Source organism: Pseudomonas quebecensis, assembly GCF_026410085.1.
In the GTDB taxonomy this organism is placed as follows: Bacteria; Pseudomonadota; Gammaproteobacteria; order Pseudomonadales; family Pseudomonadaceae; genus Aquipseudomonas; species Aquipseudomonas quebecensis.
Window position 1 is genome coordinate 5,591,395 of the sequence record NZ_CP112866.1, and the last position, 22,436, is coordinate 5,613,830.

General features: G+C 61.0%; 24 protein-coding genes and 1 other RNA gene. 13 read left to right on the forward strand and 12 right to left on the reverse strand.

Annotated elements, in window-relative coordinates:
- Nucleotides 1–29: 29 nt before the first annotated feature.
- Nucleotides 30–479, reverse strand: coding sequence for an EVE domain-containing protein (locus tag OSC50_RS25835; RefSeq protein WP_266247402.1), 450 nt, complete (start codon nucleotides 477–479; stop codon nucleotides 30–32).
- Nucleotides 480–674: 195 nt separating this feature from the next.
- Between OSC50_RS25835 and OSC50_RS25840 the strand changes: the two genes are divergently transcribed.
- Nucleotides 675–821, forward strand: coding sequence for a hypothetical protein (locus OSC50_RS25840; RefSeq protein WP_181076398.1), 147 nt, complete (start codon nucleotides 675–677; stop codon nucleotides 819–821).
- A gap of 7 nt (nucleotides 822–828) precedes the next feature.
- On the opposite strand, the gene OSC50_RS25845 is transcribed toward OSC50_RS25840, so the two are convergent.
- The 4 genes from OSC50_RS25845 to OSC50_RS25860 form a co-directional block, all read right to left on the reverse strand.
- Nucleotides 829–1,458, reverse strand: a complete 630-nt coding sequence (locus OSC50_RS25845) for a 5-formyltetrahydrofolate cyclo-ligase (RefSeq protein WP_266247547.1) — start codon at nucleotides 1,456–1,458, stop codon at nucleotides 829–831.
- A 58-nt stretch (nucleotides 1,459–1,516) separates the two neighbouring features.
- A non-coding RNA gene (ssrS, locus tag OSC50_RS25850) (6S RNA) lies at nucleotides 1,517–1,695 on the reverse strand.
- A gap of 30 nt (nucleotides 1,696–1,725) precedes the next feature.
- Nucleotides 1,726–2,043, reverse strand: coding sequence for a cell division protein ZapA (locus OSC50_RS25855; RefSeq protein ID WP_181076399.1), 318 nt, complete (start codon nucleotides 2,041–2,043; stop codon nucleotides 1,726–1,728).
- Entirely contained in the window at nucleotides 2,040–2,249 is a 210-nt protein-coding gene (locus OSC50_RS25860) for a TIGR02449 family protein (RefSeq protein WP_007982902.1), read from the reverse strand. Before OSC50_RS25860 ends, OSC50_RS25855 begins: the two co-directional genes overlap by 4 nt.
- A 137-nt stretch (nucleotides 2,250–2,386) precedes the next feature.
- Between OSC50_RS25860 and OSC50_RS25865 the strand changes: the two genes are divergently transcribed.
- From OSC50_RS25865 to gcvH, 9 genes are all read left to right on the forward strand, one after another.
- Nucleotides 2,387–2,944 carry a YecA/YgfB family protein gene (locus OSC50_RS25865; protein WP_181076400.1) on the forward strand — a complete coding sequence of 186 codons (558 nt, stop codon included), beginning with the start codon at nucleotides 2,387–2,389 and terminating at the stop codon, nucleotides 2,942–2,944.
- A gap of 20 nt (nucleotides 2,945–2,964) precedes the next feature.
- Nucleotides 2,965–4,287: a Xaa-Pro aminopeptidase gene (gene pepP, locus OSC50_RS25870; protein WP_266247386.1), complete on the forward strand. Its 1,323-nt coding sequence runs from the start codon at nucleotides 2,965–2,967 to the stop codon at nucleotides 4,285–4,287.
- Entirely contained in the window at nucleotides 4,284–5,471 is a 1,188-nt protein-coding gene (ubiH, locus tag OSC50_RS25875; RefSeq protein ID WP_181076402.1) for a 2-octaprenyl-6-methoxyphenyl hydroxylase, read from the forward strand. Before pepP ends, ubiH begins: the two co-directional genes overlap by 4 nt.
- Nucleotides 5,464–5,949 (forward strand): DUF4442 domain-containing protein, encoded by a 486-nt coding sequence (locus OSC50_RS25880; protein ID WP_181076403.1) that lies wholly within the window; start codon nucleotides 5,464–5,466, stop codon nucleotides 5,947–5,949. Before ubiH ends, OSC50_RS25880 begins: the two co-directional genes overlap by 8 nt.
- Nucleotides 5,950–5,958: 9 nt before the next feature.
- Nucleotides 5,959–7,176 (forward strand): 2-octaprenyl-3-methyl-6-methoxy-1,4-benzoquinol hydroxylase, encoded by a 1,218-nt coding sequence (locus tag OSC50_RS25885; RefSeq protein ID WP_181076583.1) that lies wholly within the window; start codon nucleotides 5,959–5,961, stop codon nucleotides 7,174–7,176.
- A gap of 93 nt (nucleotides 7,177–7,269) precedes the next feature.
- Nucleotides 7,270–8,274, forward strand: coding sequence for an extracellular solute-binding protein (locus OSC50_RS25890; RefSeq protein WP_253509747.1), 1,005 nt, complete (start codon nucleotides 7,270–7,272; stop codon nucleotides 8,272–8,274).
- A gap of 164 nt (nucleotides 8,275–8,438) precedes the next feature.
- Entirely contained in the window at nucleotides 8,439–10,055 is a 1,617-nt protein-coding gene (locus tag OSC50_RS25895) for an ABC transporter permease (RefSeq protein WP_266247383.1), read from the forward strand.
- A gap of 156 nt (nucleotides 10,056–10,211) precedes the next feature.
- Nucleotides 10,212–11,294 carry a glycine cleavage system aminomethyltransferase GcvT gene (gene gcvT, locus OSC50_RS25900; RefSeq protein ID WP_253509745.1) on the forward strand — a complete coding sequence of 361 codons (1,083 nt, stop codon included), beginning with the start codon at nucleotides 10,212–10,214 and terminating at the stop codon, nucleotides 11,292–11,294.
- Nucleotides 11,295–11,345: 51 nt separating this feature from the next.
- Nucleotides 11,346–11,729: a glycine cleavage system protein GcvH gene (gcvH, locus tag OSC50_RS25905; RefSeq protein WP_181076409.1), complete on the forward strand. Its 384-nt coding sequence runs from the start codon at nucleotides 11,346–11,348 to the stop codon at nucleotides 11,727–11,729.
- Nucleotides 11,730–11,784: 55 nt separating this feature from the next.
- Here the strand turns inward: gcvH and OSC50_RS25910 are convergent, their stop codons facing one another.
- From OSC50_RS25910 to OSC50_RS25935, 6 genes are all read right to left on the reverse strand, one after another.
- On the reverse strand, nucleotides 11,785–12,927 hold the full coding sequence (locus OSC50_RS25910) for a DegT/DnrJ/EryC1/StrS family aminotransferase (protein WP_181076410.1): 1,143 nt from the start codon (nucleotides 12,925–12,927) through the stop codon (nucleotides 11,785–11,787).
- Between the two features lie 162 nt (nucleotides 12,928–13,089).
- On the reverse strand, nucleotides 13,090–13,404 hold the full coding sequence (locus OSC50_RS25915; RefSeq protein ID WP_003176799.1) for a DUF2388 domain-containing protein: 315 nt from the start codon (nucleotides 13,402–13,404) through the stop codon (nucleotides 13,090–13,092).
- Between the two features lie 69 nt (nucleotides 13,405–13,473).
- Complete coding sequence (locus OSC50_RS25920) at nucleotides 13,474–13,920, reverse strand: NfeD family protein (protein ID WP_266247379.1); 447 nt, start codon at nucleotides 13,918–13,920, stop codon at nucleotides 13,474–13,476.
- A 10-nt stretch (nucleotides 13,921–13,930) separates the two neighbouring features.
- The gene (locus tag OSC50_RS25925; RefSeq protein ID WP_010207363.1) at nucleotides 13,931–14,851 is read right to left on the reverse strand and encodes an SPFH domain-containing protein; all 921 of its coding nucleotides are present in this window, start codon (nucleotides 14,849–14,851) and stop codon (nucleotides 13,931–13,933) included.
- A gap of 92 nt (nucleotides 14,852–14,943) precedes the next feature.
- On the reverse strand, nucleotides 14,944–16,608 hold the full coding sequence (locus OSC50_RS25930; protein WP_266247376.1) for a GspE/PulE family protein: 1,665 nt from the start codon (nucleotides 16,606–16,608) through the stop codon (nucleotides 14,944–14,946).
- A gap of 82 nt (nucleotides 16,609–16,690) precedes the next feature.
- Nucleotides 16,691–17,029: an ACT-like domain-containing protein gene (locus tag OSC50_RS25935; RefSeq protein WP_181076414.1), complete on the reverse strand. Its 339-nt coding sequence runs from the start codon at nucleotides 17,027–17,029 to the stop codon at nucleotides 16,691–16,693.
- A gap of 126 nt (nucleotides 17,030–17,155) precedes the next feature.
- Between OSC50_RS25935 and OSC50_RS25940 the strand changes: the two genes are divergently transcribed.
- A complete protein-coding gene (locus OSC50_RS25940; protein ID WP_181076415.1) occupies nucleotides 17,156–17,626 on the forward strand; it encodes an Lrp/AsnC family transcriptional regulator in 471 nt (156 codons plus the stop codon).
- A gap of 172 nt (nucleotides 17,627–17,798) precedes the next feature.
- Here the strand turns inward: OSC50_RS25940 and OSC50_RS25945 are convergent, their stop codons facing one another.
- The gene (locus OSC50_RS25945; protein WP_181076417.1) at nucleotides 17,799–19,166 is read right to left on the reverse strand and encodes a CYTH domain-containing protein; all 1,368 of its coding nucleotides are present in this window, start codon (nucleotides 19,164–19,166) and stop codon (nucleotides 17,799–17,801) included.
- 158 nt (nucleotides 19,167–19,324) lie between these two features.
- On the opposite strand from OSC50_RS25945, the gene argE reads away from it, so the two are divergent.
- Together argE and argA are read left to right on the forward strand one after the other, a co-directional pair.
- Entirely contained in the window at nucleotides 19,325–20,473 is a 1,149-nt protein-coding gene (gene argE / locus OSC50_RS25950; RefSeq protein WP_266247352.1) for an acetylornithine deacetylase, read from the forward strand.
- 135 nt (nucleotides 20,474–20,608) lie between these two features.
- Nucleotides 20,609–21,910 carry an amino-acid N-acetyltransferase gene (argA, locus tag OSC50_RS25955; protein WP_034101368.1) on the forward strand — a complete coding sequence of 434 codons (1,302 nt, stop codon included), beginning with the start codon at nucleotides 20,609–20,611 and terminating at the stop codon, nucleotides 21,908–21,910.
- The last annotated feature ends 526 nt before the right edge of the window (nucleotides 21,911–22,436 follow it).

Consider the following 22,436-nt stretch of genomic DNA (forward strand, 5'->3'; position numbering starts at 1 on the left):
GGCGTGAGCGTGACCGTAGGGTTCTGTGCCTAGCGCAGCGCCAGTACGGCGGCCCATTGCTCGGCGGTGACCGGCATTACCGAGAGTCGGCTGCCTTTTTGCACCAGAGGCAGTTCGGCGAGCGCTGTCTGCTGTTTCAGGTAACCCAGGCCCAGTACTTTGGGGAAGGTCTGGACATGAGCGACGGTGATCGCGCTCCACGGATTTTTTTCCGGGCTGGCTTTGGCGTCGAAGTAATGGCTGTCGGGTTCCAGTGCGGTCGGGTCCGGGTAGGCGGCCTCGATGATTTTACCGATGCCGGCAATGCCCGGTTCGGGGCAACTGGAGTGGTAAAAGAAGAACTCATCGCCCACCGCCATAGCGCGCAGGAAATTGCGCGCCTGGTAGTTGCGCACGCCGTCCCAGCGAGCTTCGCCGAGCTTTTCCAGGCCTTTGATGGAGAGTTCATCGGGTTCGGATTTCATCAGCCAGTAGGCCATTCTTGGGCTCCTCAAACAGGCATTGGGCAAGTTGTCGGGCAATTACCGGACAAACCGACAGTCGGTTGGCGTCAAGGTTTGCGTGTTGGTTCACGTTAACGCAAAATGCCGGGATTTTAAGCTTGACGCCGCTGCAACGGACTACTTTGGAACGTTGTTGTCATCGTGTACGAGGTGCCTGAAGGGGGGCAATCGATGCAACGTAAACCGGATTTACTATGGATATTGGTTATTTTGTTTGGTCTGGGCGTCGTGACCACCGGGTATGCGCAGAGCTTGTGGTCGACCAAGACCGATGCGCCGGTTGAATTGTCACCTGTGCAACAACAGTACAAGCGTTAATCTGGCTTCAAGGCGTCGCTGATTCCAGCGACGCTTCTGCGATATACCACTGCTTATCCGTCACCGTGCCAACCATCGGCACATCCCAACTTGCCTGCGCCAAGCGATCAACCTTCTGACATTCATGGGCCAGACCCAGCAAGGTCGGCTTGCGCCAATGCTGGCGTCGGGCAAGATAAGCGAGGCTGCGGTCATAGAAGCCTCCCCCCATGCCCAGGCGGCCACCTTCATCATCAAACCCCACCAGCGGCATCAGTACCAGGTCCAGCGCCCACAGCTTGCGTTGCTGGCGGATATTGCCCCGTGGTTCCAGGATGCGAAAGCGATTAGGCAGCAGCTTTTCTCCAGGCCGCACGCGCTGGAACACCATCTTCGTACGCGGCCACGCACTGAGCACCGGCAGGTAAGTGGCTTTGCCCCGGCGCTGGGCGGCGCGCAGCAGCAGGCGCGGATCGATTTCACCGTCCGTCGGTAGATACAAGGAAATATGTCTGGACCGGCGAAACAGCGGATGCTGTGCCAGTTGCCGATACAGGCCCTGTGCGGCCTCGCGTTGCTTGCTCGGCGTCAGGGCGCGGCGGGCTTTGCGCAACAGGCGTCGAAGTTGCGGGCGGGAAAGCGGCGCAGGTTCGGTCATGGCTGTTTGGCTCATAAAACAATGCCAGTCCTGGGACTGGCATTGAGTTTGGGAATTCAGGCTCCCCGACAGAGCCGCTGTCGACTTAGCCCTTGAACCCGAAAGTTCAAGGTGGAAGAAGCAGTAGGCTTTAAGGCTTTCCGTCTAGCGGACATGCACACCAGCCCAACGTGCAACTTCCAGGGTAGTGCGAATCGGCTCAGGGACATCGCCGACTGGCAAACACGCCAGGGAGTGGGGCGAGTATACCTTAAACAGACGCGGCAATCAGCCCTTGGGTGCATCCGAGTCGCTGGAGAGCGCCAGGTCCACGCGTTCGAGCAGGTCGCGCACCTGCTCGCGTGTCGAGCCGCTGGCCTGTACATCCGGGCGTTCCTGCTTATGCAGCAGGTCATGGGTGATGTTCAGCGCGGCCATTACGGCGATGCGGTCGGCGCCGATGACTTTGCCGCTGCTGCGGATTTCACGCATCTTGCCATCCAGGTAGCGGGCGGCGCTCACCAGGTTGTTGCGCTCTTCCTGGGGGCAGATGATCGAATATTCTTTGTCGAGGATCTGCACGGTGACGCTATTGCTTGAACTCATGAGTCTTGCTCCAGGGCCTTCAGGCGCGAAATCATCGATTCGACCTTACGCCGGGCGATTTCGTTTTTTTCAATGAGGTGAGCGCGTTCCTCGCGCCAGGTCTTTTCCTGAGCTAATAGGAGTCCGTTTTGACTCTTAAGTTGCTCGACCCGAGTAATTAGCAGCTCAAGTCTGGCCATCAGCGCTTGCAGGTCGGTGTCTTCCATTGGGTTCCACTGGATTTGTCTGATGAATGGCGACTGCAGGATAAACGATCTGACGCCCTTGATAGTCGGGTGCGTCTGCCGGTGCTAGGATACAGCGCTTCATTCTAGACATCGCGCCGCCTGGCGCCTAGCTCATCATGCCCACTAAGAACTCCCCGTACGACGCTTTTTCCACTCTGCTGAACGCCAGCGGTCACCCTTGCTCCCCCGCCGAGCTCCACGGCGTACTGCTGGGTCGCAGCTGCACCGGTGTTGGTTTCGACGCCGACAACTGGCTCGCCGATGTGGCCGAGCTGCTGGAAAAAGAGCCCGAAGACAACGTGCGCAATGCGCTGATCGGCCTGCAGGAAATGGTCAAGGGCGAGCTGACCGGTGATGACATCACCGTGGTTCTGCTGCTGCCGACCGACGACGCGCCGCTCACCGAGCGCGCCGCCGCGCTGGGCCAATGGTGCCAGGGCTTCCTCCATGGTTTCGGCGTGAACGCCGGCGGCCTGGAGCTGAGCACCGACGCCAAGGAAGTGCTGCAGGACCTGGCCGCCATCTCCCAAGTGCAAGACGCGCTGGAAGAGTCCGAAGACGGCGAAGGCGATTACATGGAAGTCATGGAATACCTGCGCGTCGCGCCGCTGCTGCTGTTCACCGAGACCCGAAAATCCGCTGAACCTGCCGCGCCCAAGCCGTCGCTGCACTGAGAAAGGACACCCATCTGCCCATGATCCATATCCCCAAAGCGGAATACACCCGACGCCGCAAGGCGCTCATGGCGCAGATGGAACCCAACAGCATCGCGATCCTGCCGGCCGCTGCCGTGGCGATCCGCAACCGTGATGTGGAGCATGTGTACCGCCAGGACAGCGACTTCCAATACCTGAGTGGTTTTCCCGAACCCGAAGCGGTGATCGTGCTGATGCCCGGTCGCCAGCATGGCGAGTACGTGCTGTTCTGCCGCGAACGCAATGCCGAACGTGAGCTGTGGGATGGCCTGCGCGCCGGCACCGAAGGCGCAATCCGTGAGTTCGGTGCCGACGATGCCTTCCCCATTACCGACATCGACGACATCCTGCCCGGCCTCATTGAAGGTCGCGACCGCGTGTACTCGGCCATGGGCAGCAATGCCGAATTCGACCGGCATTTGATGGAGTGGATCAACGTGATCCGCTCCAAGGCCCACCTGGGCGCGCAGCCTCCGAACGAATTCGTTGCCCTGGATCATTTGCTCCACGACATGCGTCTGTATAAATCGGCGGCGGAACTGAAGGTGATGCGCGAAGCCGCGCGGATTTCCTGCGCCGCCCATGTGCGGGCGATGCAGGCCAGCCGCGCCGGCCTGTACGAATTCAGCCTGGAGGCCGAGCTGGACTACGAATTCCGCAGGGGGGGCGCGAAAATGCCGGCCTACGGGTCCATCGTCGCCGCCGGGCGCAACAGCTGCATCCTGCACTACCAGCAGAATGACGCACCGCTCAAGGACGGCGATCTGGTGTTGATCGACGCCGGTTGTGAAATCGACTGCTACGCCAGCGACATCACGCGCACCTGGCCGGTCAATGGTCGGTTTTCGCCGGAGCAGAAGGCAATCTACGAAATCGTGCTGGCTTCCCAGGAGGCGGCGTTTGCGCAGATCGCCCCCAACAAGCACTGGAACCAGGCCCATGAGGCCACCGTGCAGGTCATCACCGCCGGGCTGGTAAAGCTGGGGCTGTTGCACGGCGAAGTCGACGAGTTGATCGCCAGCGAAGCTTATAAAGCGTTTTACATGCACCGCGCCGGGCACTGGCTGGGCATGGATGTGCACGATGTAGGCGAGTACAAAGTAGGCGGTGAGTGGCGCGTGCTGGAAGTCGGCATGGCGCTGACCGTGGAACCGGGGATTTATATTTCGCCGGACAACCAGAACGTGGCAAAGAAATGGCGTGGCATTGGCGTGCGCATCGAGGACGACGTGGTAGTGACCAAGCAAGGCTGTGAAATCCTGACCGGCGGCGTGCCCAAGACTGTCGCCGACATCGAAGCGTTGATGGCGGCTGCTCGATGAGCCGGGTCAGCCTGGCGATTATCGGCGGCGGCCTGGTGGGCGCCAGCCTGGCGCTGGCGTTGCAGGCCGGGGCCAAGGCGCGCGGTTGGAAGATCGTGCTGATCGAACCGTTCGCTCCCGGCGACAGCTACCAGCCCAGCTACGACGCGCGCTCCTCGGCGCTGTCGTTTGGCGCCCGGCAGATCTACCAGCGGCTGGGCCTGTGGCAGGCCATCGCTCGTCGCGCCGAGCCGATCAAGCAGATTCACGTCTCCGACCGCGGGCGTTTTTCCACCGCGCGCTTGTCCGCCATGGAAGAAGGTGTGCCGGCCCTTGGCTATGTGGTGGAAAACGCCTGGCTGGGCCAATGCCTGTGGCAAGGGCTGGACAGCGACGTGGTGAGCTGGCGTTGCCCGGCGCATGTCACGCGCATGACGCCACTGCCCGACGGCTATCGCCTGACCCTCGACGATGAAACCGAGTTGGCGTGCGACCTGGCGATCCTGGCCGATGGCGGCCGTTCCGGTTTGCGCGAACAACTGGGCATCGGCGTGAAAACCCGACCGTATAACCAGAGTGCGCTGATCGCCAACATCACCCCGAGTGAAGCTCACAACGGCGAAGCCTTCGAACGCTTCACCGATGATGGCCCGATGGCCTTGCTGCCGCTGCCGGACAACCGCTGTGCACTGGTGTGGACGCGCGTCGGGATGGACGCCCAGCGCCTGGCCGATCTCGACGAACGCAGTTTCCTCAGCGAACTGCAGAGCGTGTTCGGCTATCGCCTGGGCACCCTCAAGCAAGTCGGTGCGCGACATTTGTATCCGCTGACATTGGTGGAAGCCGAAGAGCAAGTGCGCTCTCACCTGGCCATCATCGGCAATGCCGCCCACAGCCTGCACCCGATTGCCGGGCAGGGTTTCAACCTGTCCCTGCGTGACGCGCACGCCTTGGCCGAAGCCTTGCTGGCCGGGCCGGCGGTGCCGGGAGATCTGGCAACGTTGCAAGCCTACCGTGACCGCCAGCGCATGGATCAGACGCTCACCGTGGGCTTTTCCGACCAGGTCACGCGGCTGTTTGGCAGTGCACAACCGTTAGTGGCGATGGGTCGCAACATGGGGCTGTTGGGCCTGGATCTGTTGCCACCGGCCAAGCGCTGGTTCGCCCGGCAGGCCATGGGCCTGGGCACGCGCCCCGATGCGTAAGTGGCTGATAGAGCGCCTGGGCAAGGCGCGCCTGTTGCGCTGGATCATGACGGTGTACCCGCCGTACCTGGGCGCGGGTATCAGCGTGCAGCACATGAGCGCCGACTTTCGGCACGTCAAAGTGCGCATGGGCCTGGGCTGGTACAACCGCAACTACGTAGGGACGCAGTTCGGCGGCAGCCTGTATTCGATGGTCGATCCGTTCTACATGCTGATGCTCATGGAGAACCTGGGGCGCGATTACATTGTCTGGGACAAGGCCGCCAGCATCGACTTCATCTCGCCGGGCAAAGGCCCGGTGTATGCCGAATTTTTTATCGACGACACCCTGCTCGATGAGGTGCGCCGTCAGACCGAAGGGGGCGAGAAATATCTGCCTCATCTTAAGGTCCAGATTCATGACGGCTCCGGCACCCTGGTGGCGCGGGTCGACAAAACCCTTTATGTGCGGCGCAAGCCGCCAGTGAGACAGGCTTAAAGCATGGACATGCGCGCAGATGTGCTGATTGTCGGGGCCGGAATGGTCGGAAGCGCCCTGGCGCTGGCGTTGCAGGGCAGCGGCCTGCAGGTGCTGTTGCTCGATGGCAGCCCGTTGAGTGTCAAGCCGTTCGACCGTGACGCGGCCTTCGAACCTCGTGTAAGCGCGTTGTCCGCCGCCAGCCAGCGCATCCTCGAACGACTGGGCGTGTGGGACGGTATCGTCTCACGTCGCGCCAGCCCCTATGGCCAGATGCAGGTGTGGGACGGCAGCGGCACCGGGCAGATCCACTTCTCTGCGGCCAGTGTGCATGCCGAGGCGCTCGGGCATATCGTCGAGAACCGCGTGGTTCAGGACGCCTTGCTCGACCGCCTGCATGACTGCGACCTGGGCCTGTTGGCCAATGCGCGACTCGAACAGATGCGTCGCTCCGGCGATGAGTGGCTGCTGACCCTGGCCGACGGCCGCAAGCTGCGTGCACCGCTGGTGGTGGCGGCCGACGGCGCCAATTCCGCCGTGCGCCGCCTCACCGGTACCGCCACTCGTGAGTGGGATTACCTGCACCACGCTATCGTCACCAGTGTGCGCAGCACCCAGCCGCACCAGCGTACGGCCTGGCAGCGCTTCACCGATACCGGGCCCTTGGCATTCTTGCCGCTGGAGCGCGACGGCCAGCAGGATTGGTGTTCGATTGTCTGGTCGACCACTCCGACTGAAGCCGAACGCTTGATGGCGTTGGATGAAGACAGCTTCTGCCGCGAACTGGAGCGAGCATTCGAGGGGCGCCTGGGCACCGTGGTGAGCGCTGACCCGCGCGTCTGCGTGCCATTGCGTCAGCGGCATGCCAAACGTTACGTGGCCGAAGGCCTGGCGCTGATAGGCGACGCCGCCCACGTCATCCACCCGCTGGCCGGGCAGGGCGTGAACCTGGGCTTTCTCGATGCGGCGGTACTGGCCGAGGTGCTGCTGGCGGCCACCGAGCGCGGTGAGCGCCTGGCGGACCAGAAAGTACTGAGCCGCTACGAGCGGCGCCGCATGCCGCACAACCTGGCGTTGATGGCGTCGATGGAGGGCTTCGAGCGGCTGTTCCAGGCCGACCCATTGCCGCTGCGCTGGTTGCGCAATGCGGGCCTGAAAATGGTCGACCGGCTGCCGCAAGCCAAGGCGTTATTCGTGCGCCAGGCCCTCGGCTTGAGCGGGGATTTGCCGGAGTTGGCCAGGCCCTGACGGGGCGTGCAACATCTGGTAACGCCTCTACCGAGCGCCGGCAAATGTGAGTCCTTATCATTTGCGATCCTTCGTTCATGAGAGACCGCACCTATGTTGGCATCCAAGCGCCTTCTGACTGCCCTGGCACTCACCCTGTTCGGCAGCTGCGCCGTGCAGGCTGCCGACGAAGTGGTGGTCTACTCCTCGCGCATCGACGAACTGATCAAGCCAGTGTTCGATGCCTACACCCAGAAGACCGGCGTGAAGGTCAAGTTCATCACCGACAAGGAAGCCCCGCTGATGCAGCGCATCAAGGCCGAGGGCGACAACGCCACCGCCGACCTGCTGCTCACCGTCGACGCCGGTAACCTCTGGCAAGCCGAGCAAATGGGCATCCTGCAACCGTTCACCTCTGCGGTGATCGACAAGAACATCCCCCTTCAATACCGCTCATCGGCCCATGCCTGGACCGGCTTGAGCCTGCGCGCGCGGACCATCGCCTACTCCACCGACCGGGTCAAACCCTCCGACCTGACCACCTATGAAGCCCTGGCCGACAAGCAGTGGGAAGGCCGCCTGTGCCTGCGCACGGCGAAAAAGGTCTACAACCAATCGCTGACCGCTACCCTGATCGAAACCCACGGCGCGGCCAGGACCGAAGAAATCATCAAGGGCTGGGTCAATAACCTTTCCACCGACGTGTTCTCCGATGACATTGCGGTACTGGAAGCTATCAACGCCGGCCAGTGCGATGTGGGCATCGTCAACACCTACTACTACGGCCGGCTGCACAAGCAGAAGCCGGACCTGCCGGTAAAACTGTTCTGGCCCAACCAGGGCGACCGTGGTGTTCACGTGAACCTGTCGGGCATCGGCCTGACCAAATACGCGCCACACCCGGAAGCCGCCAAGGCCCTGGTGGAGTGGATGACCACCCCTGAAGCGCAGAAGATCTTCGCTGATGTGAACCAGGAGTTCCCGGCCAACCCGGCAGTGCCGCCGTCGGCCGAAGTGGCGACCTGGGGCAAGTTCGTCGCGGATACCCTGCCGGTGGAGGTCGCGGGCAAGCGTCAGGCAGAGGCCATTCGGTTGATGGATCGCGCCGGCTGGAACTAAGTACAATTTGTAGGACGCCGCAGATCTAACTGTGGGAGGGGGCTTGCCCCCGATGTCAGAGTGTCAGTCTACTGATCAGTGACTGATCCGCTGCCATCGGGGGCAAGCCCCCTCCCACATTGGGTTGCGGTGATTTCAAGATATTCATTACCGAGAACCCACCTTTGGCCCACCCTGCCCAACGTCGCTGGTACCTGCCGGTCTTCACCGTTGCCGCCCTGGTGCTGCTGCCGCTGAGCGTGCTGGTGTTGTCCTGGCAAAGTATCGACGCGCAAATCTGGTCCCATCTCTGGGACACCCAGATGCCCCGTCTGCTGGGCAATACCCTGACGTTGGTGCTGGGTGTCGGCGTGGGCGTGACGCTGCTGGGCGTCAGCCTGGCCTGGCTGACCAGCCTCTGTGAGTTCCCTGGCCGGCGCTGGCTCGACTGGGCGTTGATGCTGCCCTTCGCCATCCCGGCGTACGTGCTGGCCTTCGTGTTCGTCGGCCTTCTGGACTTTTCCGGCCCCGTGCAGACGCTGCTGCGCGAGTGGTTCGGTATGGGGTTGCGCCTGCCACGGGTGCGTTCGACCGGTGGCGTGATTGTCGTGTTGGTGCTGGTGTTCTATCCCTACGTCTACCTGCTGGCACGTACGGCGTTCCTGGCCCAGGGCAAGGGCTTGATGGAAGCCGCTAGGGTGCTGGGCCAGTCGCCCTGGCAAGCGTTCTGGCGCGTAGCCCTTCCCATGGCGCGCCCGGCGATCGGTGCAGGTGTGGCCTTGGCATTGATGGAGACCCTGGCGGATTTCGGTGCTGTCTCGGTGTTCAACTTCGATACTTTCACCACGGCCATCTACAAGACCTGGTACGGCTTTTTCAGCCTGTCCAGCGCAGCCCAGTTGGCGAGCCTGTTGCTGCTGGTGGTGATGCTGGTGCTTTACGGCGAGCGCCGTGCGCGAGGCGCGAGCCGCCCCGGCAACGAGCGACCGCGAGGTAAGGCGTTGTATCACCTGCGTGGGTTCAAGGCGGCGGCCGCGAGCGCGTGGTGCGGCCTGGTGTTCGCCTGCGCCTTTGTGATTCCGGTACTGCAACTGGTGGCCTGGTTCTGGCAGCGCGGCCGCTTCGACCTCGATGAGCGCTACGCCGGCTTGATCGTTCACACTCTGTATCTCGGCGGTATCGCGGCGTTGATCACCGTAGCCGTGGCATTAGTGCTCGCTTTCGCCAACCGCCTGTCGCCGACCCGAGCGATTCGCTCCGGGATCGGCCTGGCCAATGTTGGCTATGCCTTGCCGGGATCGGTGCTGGCAGTGTCGATCATGTTGGCGTTCAGCTACCTGGACCGCGAATTGGTGGTGCCGCTGTCGGGCTGGCTGGGCGGCGCGGGCAAGCCGCTGCTGCTGGGCAGCCTGCTGGCGTTGGTGTTGGCGTATCTGGTGCGATTCCTGGCGGTCGCGTATGGGCCGCTGGAAAACAGTCTAGGGCGAATCCGCCCATCTTTGCCGGAGGCCGCCCGCAGTCTGGGCGTGAGCGGTCCGCGACTGTTTTGCAAAGTGTATCTGCCTCTGTTGCTTCCCGGCGCCTTGAGCGCGGCGCTGCTGGTGTTTGTCGATGTGCTCAAGGAAATGCCCGCGACCCTGCTGATGCGCCCGTTCGGCTGGGATACGTTGGCGGTGCGGATCTTTGAAATGACCAGCGAAGGGGAGTGGGCGCGCGCCTCCCTGCCGGCATTGACGCTGGTACTGGTGGGGTTGCTGCCGGTCATCGGGCTGATCCGACGCTCGGCGCGACAAATCGGTTAGGTGCCAGTCCTACGGCTTGCGGCTACAATGCGCGGCATTCGGTGCGGTCCATCCTTCGGATCGGCGCGCTTAGCGTGACTGCAGTCCTTGTCATTCAAGGCTTCCAGCGCGTTTGGCAACGCTGCGCACCTTCGCCAAGCCCGGAAGGAGAAACCCATGGGACAGCGTACGCCTCTGTATGACCTGCATCTCGCCCTCGGCGCGAAAATGGTCGATTTTGGCGGTTGGGATATGCCTTTGCATTACGGCTCGCAAGTTGAAGAACACCATCAGGTGCGACGCGACTGCGGGGTGTTCGATGTATCTCATATGACCGTGATCGATGTCACAGGCCCCCAGGCCAAGGAATGGCTCCAGCATCTGCTGGCCAATGACGTCGATCGTTTGCATGGCTGCGGCCGTGCGTTGTACAGCGCCATGCTCAATGAGCAGGGCGGGGTGGTGGACGACATGATCGTCTACCGCACCCAGGCCGGTTACCGGCTGGTGGTCAACGCCGCCACCCGCGACCAGGACATGGCCTGGATGCAGGCACAACTGGGTAACTATCAGGCGCACCTCAATGAGCGCCCGGAACTGGCGATGTTGGCCATCCAGGGCCCCAATGCGCGCCACAAGATTGCAGAGTTGGTAACCCAGTCGCGCGGCACCCTGATCCATCAACTCATGCCTTTTGAAGGCCAGGCCGACGGCGATTGGTTTATCGCTCGCACTGGGTATACCGGCGAAGACGGCCTGGAAATTGTCCTGCCTGCCGATCAGGCGCCGGGTTTTTTCAACGACCTGGTGGGCGCCGGTATTTCACCTATCGGTCTGGGCGCTCGGGACACCCTGCGTCTGGAGGCTGGCATGAACCTGTACGGCCAGGATATCCACCAAAATGTTTCGCCCCTGGCGGCCAACATGGCCTGGAGCATCGCCTGGGAGCCTGCCGAGCGCGATTTCATCGGCCGTACTGCGCTGCAAGCAGAGCTGGCGGCGGGTGTGCAGTCCAAACTGGTGGGGCTGGTGCTGGAGGAACGTGGGGTTTTACGCGCTCATCAGGTGGTTCGTATCGCCAATGTTGGCGAAGGGGAGATCACCAGTGGTAGTTTCTCTCCTACGCTGAGCAAATCCATTGCCCTGGCGCGTGTACCGGCGGCGACTGCCGATCGGGCCGAAGTGGAAATCCGCGGCAAGTGGTACCCGGTTCGAGTGGTCAAACCGACCTTCGTACGCCATGGCAAGACCTTGATCTAACTATTCCGGCGGGCAAATGGCCGCTGACATTTCTTCTTGAGGACACAGACAATGAGCAATATCCCAGCCGACCTGCGTTTTGCCGAGAGTCATGAATGGGCCCGTCTGGAAGCTGACGGTACTGTTACCGTCGGGATTTCCGATCATGCCCAGGAAGCGTTGGGAGATGTGGTGTTTGTTGAGTTGGCTGAGGTCGGCGCCACGTTCGGGGCGGGAGACCAGGCTGGGGTGGTTGAGTCTGTGAAAGCGGCTTCGGATATCTACGCCCCGATTGCAGGTGAAGTAATCGCCGTCAATGAGGAATTGAGCGGTAGCCCTGAACTGCTGAACTCTGACCCATACGGTGCCTGGATCTTCAAGCTCAAGCCAAGCAGCGCGGCTGAGTTGGACAAGCTGCTGGATGCTGCCGGCTACAAAGCCGCCATCGGCGAATAAACGCGAGGCCCATGTGGGAGCGGGCTTGCTCCCTCCCACATTGAACCGCAAGTGTTCAGCTCGCCGTCAACACTGCTTTTACCGCCGCCACCGACCGCTCCACATCCGCCTCCGTCATCGCCGTGAACATCGGCAGCGACACGATCAAGCGCCCGACCTTTTCCGCCACCGGGAACATGCCTTCCTTGAATCCCTGCGCCCGATACAGGCTCAGCAGGTGGATCGGCGGGTAGTGGTAGCCAATGCCGACGCCCAGAGCCTGCATTTTTTCCATGAACGTGGCGCGGGCGGGCAAACCGTCCTGGCGTTCCGGCAGTACGAGTTGGAACAGGTGCCAGTTGCTGTTTTCGAAGTCGGCCGGCGGCAGTTGAGCGCCGTACTTTTCTTCGAAGTCACTGCCAAAACAGTTGAAGTAGTGACGCGCAAGATTCTGGCGATGGGCAGTGATCTGCTCGATATGAGCGAATTGTCCCAGCCCAATGGCGGCGGCAATGTCAGTCATATTGAATTTACCGCCCAGTACGTCCACGTCCAGGCCGTCGAAGCCAGTACGCGTAACGCCTTGCAGGCGGTATTTTTCGGCCAGACGCGCCTCTTCGGCATTGTTCAACACCAGGCAACCGCCCTCGGAAGAGGTGATGTTCTTGTTTGCCTGGAAACTGAACGACACGAAATCCCCGGTGGCGCCAATGCGCTCGCCGTCCCAGCTGGAACCCAACGCCTGGGCGGCGTCTTCGACGATGCGCAGGTTGTACTTGTTGGCCAGTGCGTAAAGCATCGGCATGTCCAGCGGCAGGCCGGCCAGGTAGACAGGAATGATCGCCTTGGTGCGTGGGGTGATGGCGGCTTCCACTTGGGCCAGGTCGATATTACGGGTGACAGGGTCTATATCGGCAAACACCGGTGTGGCGCCGACTTCCAGAATAACGTTGGCCGTGGCGACCCAGGAGATCGGCGTGGTGATAACTTCATCGCCCGGCCCGATGCCGGCGATGCGCAAGGCAATCTCCATGGTGCAGGTGCCGGAGTTGAACGTGCGCACCGGTCGGCCGCCAAAGTATTCCGACAGCTGCGCCTCGAACGCCTGCACCTTCGGCCCGCTGGTGATCCAGCCCGAGCGCAGGACGTCGCCTACCGCCGAGATGGTGGCCTCATCGATGGTGGGCTTGGAAAACGGCAGGAAAGGCTGTTGGCTCATGACGATGACGGCATCCGTTCAAATTGGCGATGGTGGTGAGGCTTGTCAGCACGGGCATGGTGGCACGGCTCGACTGAATATAGCCTGTCGCCTGTGAATGAATCGTCACCGTGCGGGCAAAAAAATGCCGCTTCAAAAGCGGCATTTTTCAGCGAGAGGCTATTACTCGGTGACGGCATTCTTCGCGAGGATGGCGTTGGCCAGTTCCATATCCGTGGCTTGCAGGCCTGGGTTGTCGGCGCGGACTTTCTGCATTGCGGCTTCCAGATACGGGCCACGGATACCGCCGTCGCTCGCAACAAAGCTACCAGCATCGTCTTGCGCGGCGACCACCAGCTTGTGATCCTTGAAGGTCAGGTACGTCGAGCCGGTGGTAGCACCTGAGGAGATGACGTTGCGCCAGAAACTGTCGGCCATGGCTGAACCGACAGGGAGGGAAAGCACAGCGAGGGTTGCGACAGCATATTTGAGACGCATGATGGGTGACTCCGGGTGGGTGATCTGTACGTTTGGATCGTAATTTATCCAAACGAGTTCCGTCACTGACTAAACAGTTTCAACCTTCAACACCACGCCTTCCTGGGCAATCACGCGCACTTGAGTGCCTACAGGGCAATCGGGGCCGCTCACCATCCACACGCCATCCCCGACTTTCACCTTGCCTCGTCCATCCACAATCGCCTGGTGTACCACGAACGTGCGACCGACCAGTTCTGAGCCGCGCTCATTCAATCCCGGTTGGTCGCTGGCCTTGGCGCTGCTGCGTTGGCGTTTCCACCAGTAAACAGCGGTCAATATCGACAACACGGCAAACAGCAGCAATTGCCATTCCAGGCCCAGCGGCGGAACCAAAAACTTGATTACGCCCACGGCAGCCGCTGCGATGCCCATCCACAACAGGTACCCGCCGGCGCCGAAAACTTCAAGAATCAACAGCACTGTGCCCAAAGCCAGCCAATCCCAAAACGACAGGTGCAGCAGGAAATCCCACATGGCGATGGCCTCAGCCCTTTTTGTTATCGAACGTTGCTTTGACGATCTCGCCGATGCCGCCGACCGCACCGATCACCTGGCTGGCTTCAAGTGGCATCAGGATGACTTTGCTGTTGTTGGCCGAGGCCAGTTTGCCCAGGGCGTCGATGTACTTTTGCGCGACGAAGTAGTTGACCGCCTGCACGTTGCCCGAGGCGATGGCCTCCGACACCACTTGGGTTGCCCGTGCTTCCGCTTCGGCCTGACGTTCGCGGGCTTCGGATTCAAGGAATGCCGCTTGCCGGCTACCTTCGGCTTCCAGGATCTGGGCCTGCTTTTTACCTTCTGCGGTGAGGATCGCCGATGCTCGCAACCCTTCGGCCTCAAGAATTTGCGCGCGCTTGATCCGCTCGGCTTTCATCTGGCCGGACATCGCGGCCATCAGGTCGGCAGGCGGGCTGATGTCTTTGATTTCGATGCGGGTGATCTTGATGCCCCAGGGCGCGGTGGCTTCGTCCACGGTCTTCAGCAGTTTTTCATTGATGCCGTCGCGTTGGCTGAGCATGGCGTCGAGTTCCATCGAGCCGAGTACGGTACGGATATTGGTTTGCAGCAGGTTACGAATGGCATGTTCGAGGTTGTTGACCTCGTAAGCCGCCTGGGCCGTATTGACCACCTGGAAAAAGCACACGGCATCGATCTGCACGGTGGCGTTGTCGGCGGTGATGACTTCCTGCGGCGGGATATCCAGCACGCTCTCCATCACGTTGATCTTGCGGCCGATGCGATCCATGACCGGAATGATGATATTCAGGCCGGGCTTGAGAGTATTGGTATAGCGACCGAAACGCTCGACTGTCCATTGATAGCCCTGGGGCACGACCTTGAAGCCCATGAACAGAATGGCGATGGCCAATCCTACAAAAAGCAGCAGTACGGTTCCGATTTGCATGGCGATTCCCTATCTGATGATGTCAGTGGCGCGACGTACGGCCGATTGTAACGGGGTTGTCACCGATAAGAACGGTTTCCCGGGGTTACCCATTAGGGATTTGTTACTGAATCTGCTGGCGTCACCCGCAGCACCTCAGCCAGCGTTGTGTGGCCGCTCATGACCTTCTGCATGCCAGCCATGCGCAAGCTGCACATTCCTTGCCCTATCGCTGCACGGCGCAGCGCCAGCACGTCGGCTTCGGGGGTAATAAGCGTTTTGAGCGATTCATCCAGCACCATGATCTCGTAGATCCCGGCGCGCCCGTGGTAGCCGCTGTGGCGGCAGTCCGCACACCCCACGGCTTCATGGCGGTCATGTTCCACGCGCTTGCACTGGGGGCATAACACCCGTACCAGGCGCTGCGCCATCACCCCAAGCAAGGTGGCCTTGATCAAATAGTGTGCAACGCCCAACTCCTGCAGCCGGCTGATGGCGCTGGGCGCGTCGTTGGTGTGCAGGGTGGACAGCACAAGATGCCCGGTCAACGCGGCCTGGATGGCCATTTCCGCGGTTTCGTGGTCGCGGATCTCACCGATCATGATGATGTCCGGGTCCTGACGCAGCAAGGCGCGAATACCGCTGGCAAAGGTCAGGTCGATATTGTGCCGGACCTGCATCTGGTTGAACGCCGGCTCCACCATCTCGATCGGGTCTTCAACCGTGCACAGGTTGATTTCTCGGGTCGCCAGTTGTTTGAGCGTGGTGTAGAGGGTGCTGGTCTTGCCCGAGCCCGTAGGGCCCGTGACCAGGATGATCCCGCTGGTCTGGCGTGTCATGGCGTGCCAGCGCCGCTGGTCTTCATCCGATAGGCCCAACTGGTCAAAATCCTTGAGCAGCACCTGGGGATCGAAAATCCGCATCACCAGTTTTTCGCCGAAGGCCGTGGGCAAGGTCGACAGGCGCAGCTCGATTTCGGTACCCGCCGGGCTTTTGGTTTTTACCCGACCATCCTGGGGTTTACGTTTTTCCGCCACATTCATGCGGCCCAGGCTCTTGAGGCGGCTGACCACGGCCACCGCGACCTGGGGCGGGAATTGATAGACATCATGCAGCAGCCCGTCAATGCGAAAGCGTACCCGGCCCTGATCCCGACACGGCTCTATATGGATATCGCTGGCCCGCTGGGCAAAGGCGTACTGCAAAAGCCAATCGACGATCGTGACGATGTGCGCATCGTTGGCGTCCGGCTCCTGATCGCTGGCGCCGAGGTTGAGCAGATCGAAAGGGGCAGGCCCGATGACGTTTTGATCAGCCCTGCTCACCGACTTCGTCAGTCGATAGAACTCGCCTATATACCGTTGAATTGCCTGAGGGTTGGCGACAACGCGGGTAATCGAACGCTTGAGCACCTGTGCCAGCCCCGCCTCCCAACAAGTCACGTAGGGCTGCGCGCTGGCGACGGTGACCGTCAGCCCATCCATGGCCACGGCCAGGATGCCGTGGCGCTGGGCAAACGTATGGGACATCAGCGGCACGACTGTCGCGACATCGATCTTCAGTGGGTCGATGCGCAGATAGGCTTGCCCGGCCTGCTCGGCCAGCCACTGGGTCAAAAGCTCCAGGCCCGGGCCATGTTCCGCGATGCGTTCCAAGGGATGCTGGGCATTATCGTCTGGCAGCGCCGACAAGCGACGCGCGATATCGGGCGAGATCAGCCCTCGTTCGAGCAAGGCCGGCAGCAACGAATGCAGCTTCAATCGGTGATCAATAGCCATGAGGGGTTCCTGGGCAACCTTGGATGTTCTCCCAGGCTAGTCAGCCCCTGACTTTCTTCCCGCCCGCCTGTGTTGCAGGTTTTTACCCGGCAACCGCCACCTGTACGCCGGGGCCCGTGGCATCAATGGCCCATACATCCAGCGAACAGACGCTGATCAGGTTTCGAATCTTTTCACCGATCACCTGGGCCCGATGCCAGCTCAGGCCATCCAGCACGATCTCGATATTCAGCAGCTCTTTTTCTCGACTCACCGTGACCTGCGCCGGCGTCAGAAACTGCAGGGCATAGTAGTTGAGCACCCGGCACAACACATCGGGTTCAGCCTCGGCAACGATCTGGTAATGGGCGCGGCAGTGGGGGCTGTTGGCGGCCCATGCATCGACGCGGGTAAGCGAGGGGGTGGCTTCGATGGTGTGCATGCTCTTGCTCCAGATTCGACGCAGAAATTTTTACATGCGTTAACGGAGATTTCTTATCTAAGATACGGGTTACTGCCGACTATTAAGCGAGATCAATTCAAGAATGGCGGTGAATCAGGTATTTCTATGCAAAATGAACTGGATGTCTACGACCGACGCATTCTAGCGTTGCTGCAAGAGGACGCTTCGCTCTCCAGCGCGCAGATTGCCGAACAGGTGGGCTTGTCCCAGTCGCCGTGCTGGCGGCGCATTCAACGGCTTAAGGAGGAAGGAGTAATCCGCAGCCAGGTGACGTTGCTGGACCGCAAGAAAATCGGCCTTAACACGCAGATATTCGCCGAGGTCAAACTCAACGCCCACGGCCGCTCCAACTTCACTGAATTCACCGAGTCGATTCGCGGCTTTCCCGAAGTGCTGGAGTGTTACGTGCTGATGGGGGCGGTGGATTTCCTGCTGCGCATCGTGACGTCGGATATCGAGGCGTACGAGCGGTTTTTCTTCGAGAAGCTGTCGATGGTACCGGGGATCCAGGAGGTCAATTCGATTGTGGCGCTGTCTGAAATCAAATCGACCACCAGCCTGCCAGTATTGCGCTGACCGGCCTCGCCTTATCGAGGCAGAGGTATCCAGCGTTACACCAGCACGATCAAGAGCGGCTCGTTTTGCGTACTTGTGATGAGCAGGCTTGCCCAGCGCGGGGCAAGCCTGCTCACCACGGAGTTATTTTCAGCTTTCAAGATGTGCGTAGAGCTTATCGGGCCTTTGCTGACTACAGGCGCAACAGGGTCTTCCACGCGCGGTTCTGATACACCGCAATCGCCTGGTGCATCCGCGCATCCAGCGATTCATCGGTGATCGGCTGATTGGCCAGTTGCGCCAGCTTGTTCAGCTCGCCGTACAAACGATCCAGTTCCGGAATATCCAGCACATGGCGGGCGTGGTGCAGCCAGGCCTGGATGCGTTCGATGCGCGGCAGTTGCTCGGCCAGGTCTTCCGGCTGCTGCTGGTAGCGCTGCAGTTGCAAGGCGACGGCGTCGTCGGCCAGCAGGCGCGGCAGCCAATTGGCGATTTGCGCGGCGCCCTGGCGGTTGCCACGCACGTTGCGGTTGGCGGTCCAGGTGCGGGCCATCAGCCAGCGCGAGGTGTTGAGTGAAAACAGGCCCCAGCGTACGTCGTCCAATTCTTCGGCGAATTGCTCCGGCGCGGCCTTGCGGATGTCTTCATCGTCGTCGCCGGCTTGTACCAGCGGGCGCCAGTCTTCCAACAGCGCATCCAGCGCAGTGCGCAGTTCGCTGGTGGATTGGCGGGGCGCAGCCTGGCCGAGGCTGCCGACCAGGGCGCGCAGTTCGCCGAGGTTGTCGACCCATTCCTGCAGCAGGCGCCAATGGCCATTGAAGCGGTACTGCTCAGCCAGGCGCTGGCTGCTGCCGAGCAGGTGCCACAGGATGGCGGCAAAGGCGTCGTCCAAGGGCATTTCGGCGTGCAACTGCGGTGCCGGCAGGCTCAGGGAGTAACTGCTGGCGTCGTAGAGACGATAGCCGCGCTCGGCCTTGCTGATGTCACACGGCATCAGTGCCAGGGTGGCGGCCAGCTCGGCGGCCAGTTCCAGCAGCGCCGCCGGTTCGCCTTCGCGTAGCTCCAGTTCCAGCTCACAGATCTCTTCTTTCTGCTTGCCGACCACTACGTGGCCCAGGTCCAGGGCGGCTTCGATCACCACTTTGGCCTTGCCACGGCCCCAGGCGATTTCGGCGCGCTCGCGCACGAAATCGGTGGTGAAGATTGGCTTGAGGGTCTTTTTGTCCAGCTCGGCCAATTGCTCGGGCCAGCACTCGCCGTCGAGTTTCTTCACGTCGAGCTTGGCTTTGGGCAAGTCCCAGTTGTACTCATTGCGTTCCGACAAGCCGGCGACGCTCTGGCCGCGGGTCTTGAGGGTCTGAATGATGTCGTCACCGTCCTTGCGCAGACGCAGGGCGACTTTGGCCTGGGCCAGGTCGCGCTCGGGGGTATCGAAATATTGGTTCATCAACTCACGGCGTTCCCAGCCACTTTTGTTGCGTTTTTTCAGTAGCGGGTGCTCACGCAGCGCGGCGAGTGTTTCGCGGCTGACGCGGAGCTTGATTTCGGTTTCTTTCTGCATGGCCGGAAAATCCAGGATCGGGAGCGCAGCCGGGGAAAAGAGTGGCTGCCAAGGTCGTGCAGTGTACAGGACTGAGCCCGGCAACGCGCCGCAACGGTTTATTGTGTCGTGCAGATGCCTCTATAGTGAGGCTCATCCGGGAAGTGGGGAGACCGTGTATGCCGTTGCCGTCCATGAAAGAGCAGTTCGCCGCGTTGATCGCCGCGCCGTCGGTCAGTTGCACCCAGGCGTCCCTGGATCAGACCAACCGCCCGGTAATCGATCTGCTTGCCGGCTGGCTGGGCGACCTGGGTTTCGCCATCGACATCCAGACCGTCAGCCCCGGCAAATTCAACCTGCTTGCCAGTTTCGGCAGCGGCCCCGGCGGCCTGGTGCTGGCCGGTCATAGCGACACCGTGCCGTATGACCCCGCGTTGTGGAAAACCGACCCGCTCACGCTGACGGAAGTTGACGGCCGCTGGGTAGGATTGGGCAGTTGCGACATGAAGGGCTTTTTCGCCCTGATCATTGAGGCTGTGTTGCCACTGCTGGATCAACCGTTCAGGCAGCCATTGCTGATCCTCGCCACCTGCGATGAAGAAAGCTCCATGTCCGGTGCGCGAGCGCTGGCCGAAGCCGGTCGCCCCCTGGGTCGTGCAGCGGTGATCGGCGAGCCGACCGGTCTCAAGCCGATCCGCCTGCATAAAGGCGTGATGATGGAGCGCATCGACATCCTCGGTCGCAGCGGTCATTCGTCGGACCCCAGTCTCGGTCACAGCGCCCTCGAGGCCATGCACGATGCCATCGGTGAATTGCGCGGCCTGCGCCTGGCCTGGCAGCGCGAATACCGCAACGCGCAATTCAGCGTGCCGCAACCGACCCTGAACTTCGGCTGTATCCACGGCGGTGACAACCCCAACCGCATCTGTGGCCAGTGCTCCCTGGAGTTCGACCTGCGACCCCTGCCCGGCATGGACCCTGAGGTGTTGCGCAACGCCATCCGGCAGAAGCTCCAACCCCTGGCCGAGCGCCATCAGGTCAAGATCGACTATGCGCCGCTGTTTCCCGCCGTGCCGCCATTCGAGCAGCCGGAAGACGCCGAGCTGGTGCGGGTCGCGGAACGTTTGACCGGTCATCGTGCCGAAGCAGTAGCGTTCGGCACCGAAGCGCCTTATCTTCAGCGCCTTGGTTGTGAAACCCTGGTGCTCGGCCCTGGCGATATCGCCTGTGCGCACCAGCCGGGCGAATACCTCGAAATGTCACGCTTGACGCCTACAGTGCGTCTATTGCGCGGATTGATCGAACATTACTGCCTCAAACCTGCATAAATTAACCCCTGCCTGTTCGTACATAGAAGGAGAGTGAGCGTGTCGCCAAGCCTGTTCCGACGATAACCATCAGCCCGCCGTGCGCTTTCACGATTCATCCTTTTTTGGCTGCTTTTTATTACAGGCCCAGGTGTTATGCCCGAATACGTCAATTGGCTTCGTCATGCTTCCCCTTACATCAATGCCCATCGTGACTGCACCTTTGTGGTCATGTTGCCTGGCGACGGTGTGGACCATCCCAACTTCGGCAATATCGTCCACGACCTGGTACTGCTCCACAGCCTGGGCGTGCGCCTGGTGCTGGTGCACGGTTCGCGCCCACAGATCGAAGCGCGCCTTGAAGCGCGCGGCCTTACCCCGGCATACCACGAAGGTATGCGCATCACCGATGCCGCCACCCTGGAGTGCGTGATCGATGCGGTCGGCCATCTGCGTATCGCCATCGAAGCGCGCCTGTCGATGGACATGGCCTCATCGCCCATGCAGGGCTCGCGCCTGCGCGTGGCCAGCGGCAACCTGGTGACCGCGCGTCCCATCGGCGTGCTCGAAGGCGTGGACTACCACCATACCGGCGAAGTGCGCCGGGTCGACCGCAAGGGCATCAATCGGCTGCTCGACGAGCGCTCGATCGTATTGCTCTCGCCGCTGGGTTACTCGCCGACCGGGGAGATCTTCAACCTGGCCTGTGAAGATGTCGCTACCCGCGCCGCCATCGACCTGGGGGCGGATAAGTTGCTGCTGTTCGGTGCCGATCTTGGATTGATCGACGAACATGGGCGCCTGGTGCGTGAGTTGCGCCCGCAGCAAGTGCCGGCGCATTTGCAGCGTCTGGGCAGCAGCAACTACCAGGCCGAGTTGCTCGACGCAGCGGCGCAGGCTTGTCGGGGCGGGGTAGGGCGCAGCCATATCGTCAGCTACGCCGAAGATGGCGCGTTGCTCACCGAGCTGTTCACCCGAGACGGTGGCGGTACGCTGGTGGCTCAGGAGCAATTCGAACTGGTACGCGAGGCGGCGATTGAAGACGTCGGCGGCTTGCTCGATTTGATCAGCCCGTTGGAAGAGCAGGGCATTCTGGTGCGTCGTTCGCGGGAAGTGCTGGAGCGTGAAATAGAGCAGTTCAGCGTGGTGGAGCGCGAAGGCATGATCATCGCCTGCGCGGCGCTGTATCAGATCGCCGATTCGGATGCCGGTGAGCTGGCGTGCCTGGCGGTGAACCCCGAGTACCGCCACGGCGGGCGCGGTGATGAGCTGCTTGAGCGCATCGAAACCCGGGCCCGGGCGCAGGGTTTGAAGACCTTGTTCGTGCTCACCACTCGCACCGCCCACTGGTTTCGCGAACGGGGCTTTGTGCCGAGCAGCGTCGATCGCCTGCCGTCCGCCCGCGCCTCGTTGTACAACTACCAGCGTAATTCGAAGATTTTCGAAAAGGCCCTCTAGCTAATCCTCTCCCAAGGTAGGAGCGAACGCGCTCCTACCCTTTTCCTGTCTCCCGTCCTGTTTGTGCTCCGGCAAACGACACCACCCCCTTCAGAACCGTTGAATCAGGCCGATACGCTGAGCGCGAGCAGAGATAGAACGCGTGACGACAGGTGCATCGGCCTATGAGCCTTGGCAGGCTTGTCATCAAAAGAAACTATTCCGATACAAAAACTGTAACAAATTGACGGGAGGATATGCGTTTGGCCATCATGGCGTCGCTTTTTTGATCGTACGTGACGTACGCGGCTTTAGACCTGCGTTCGATGATCTTAAAAGTGGGAAACAAATACCCTTTAGGAATTAACTTTTAGGAAGGTTGGTCTATCCTGACCTGCCCGATCTACGTTATGGCTTATTCCGAAATTGTATGAAAAAGAATGAAACAATTCTTTTTGGGTGTATGAAAAACTCATTACCCTGCAGGGACCAAATCAACGGTGGTTAGACGAAGGTAGTAGACACACTAGGTTACGATTGACTTGGT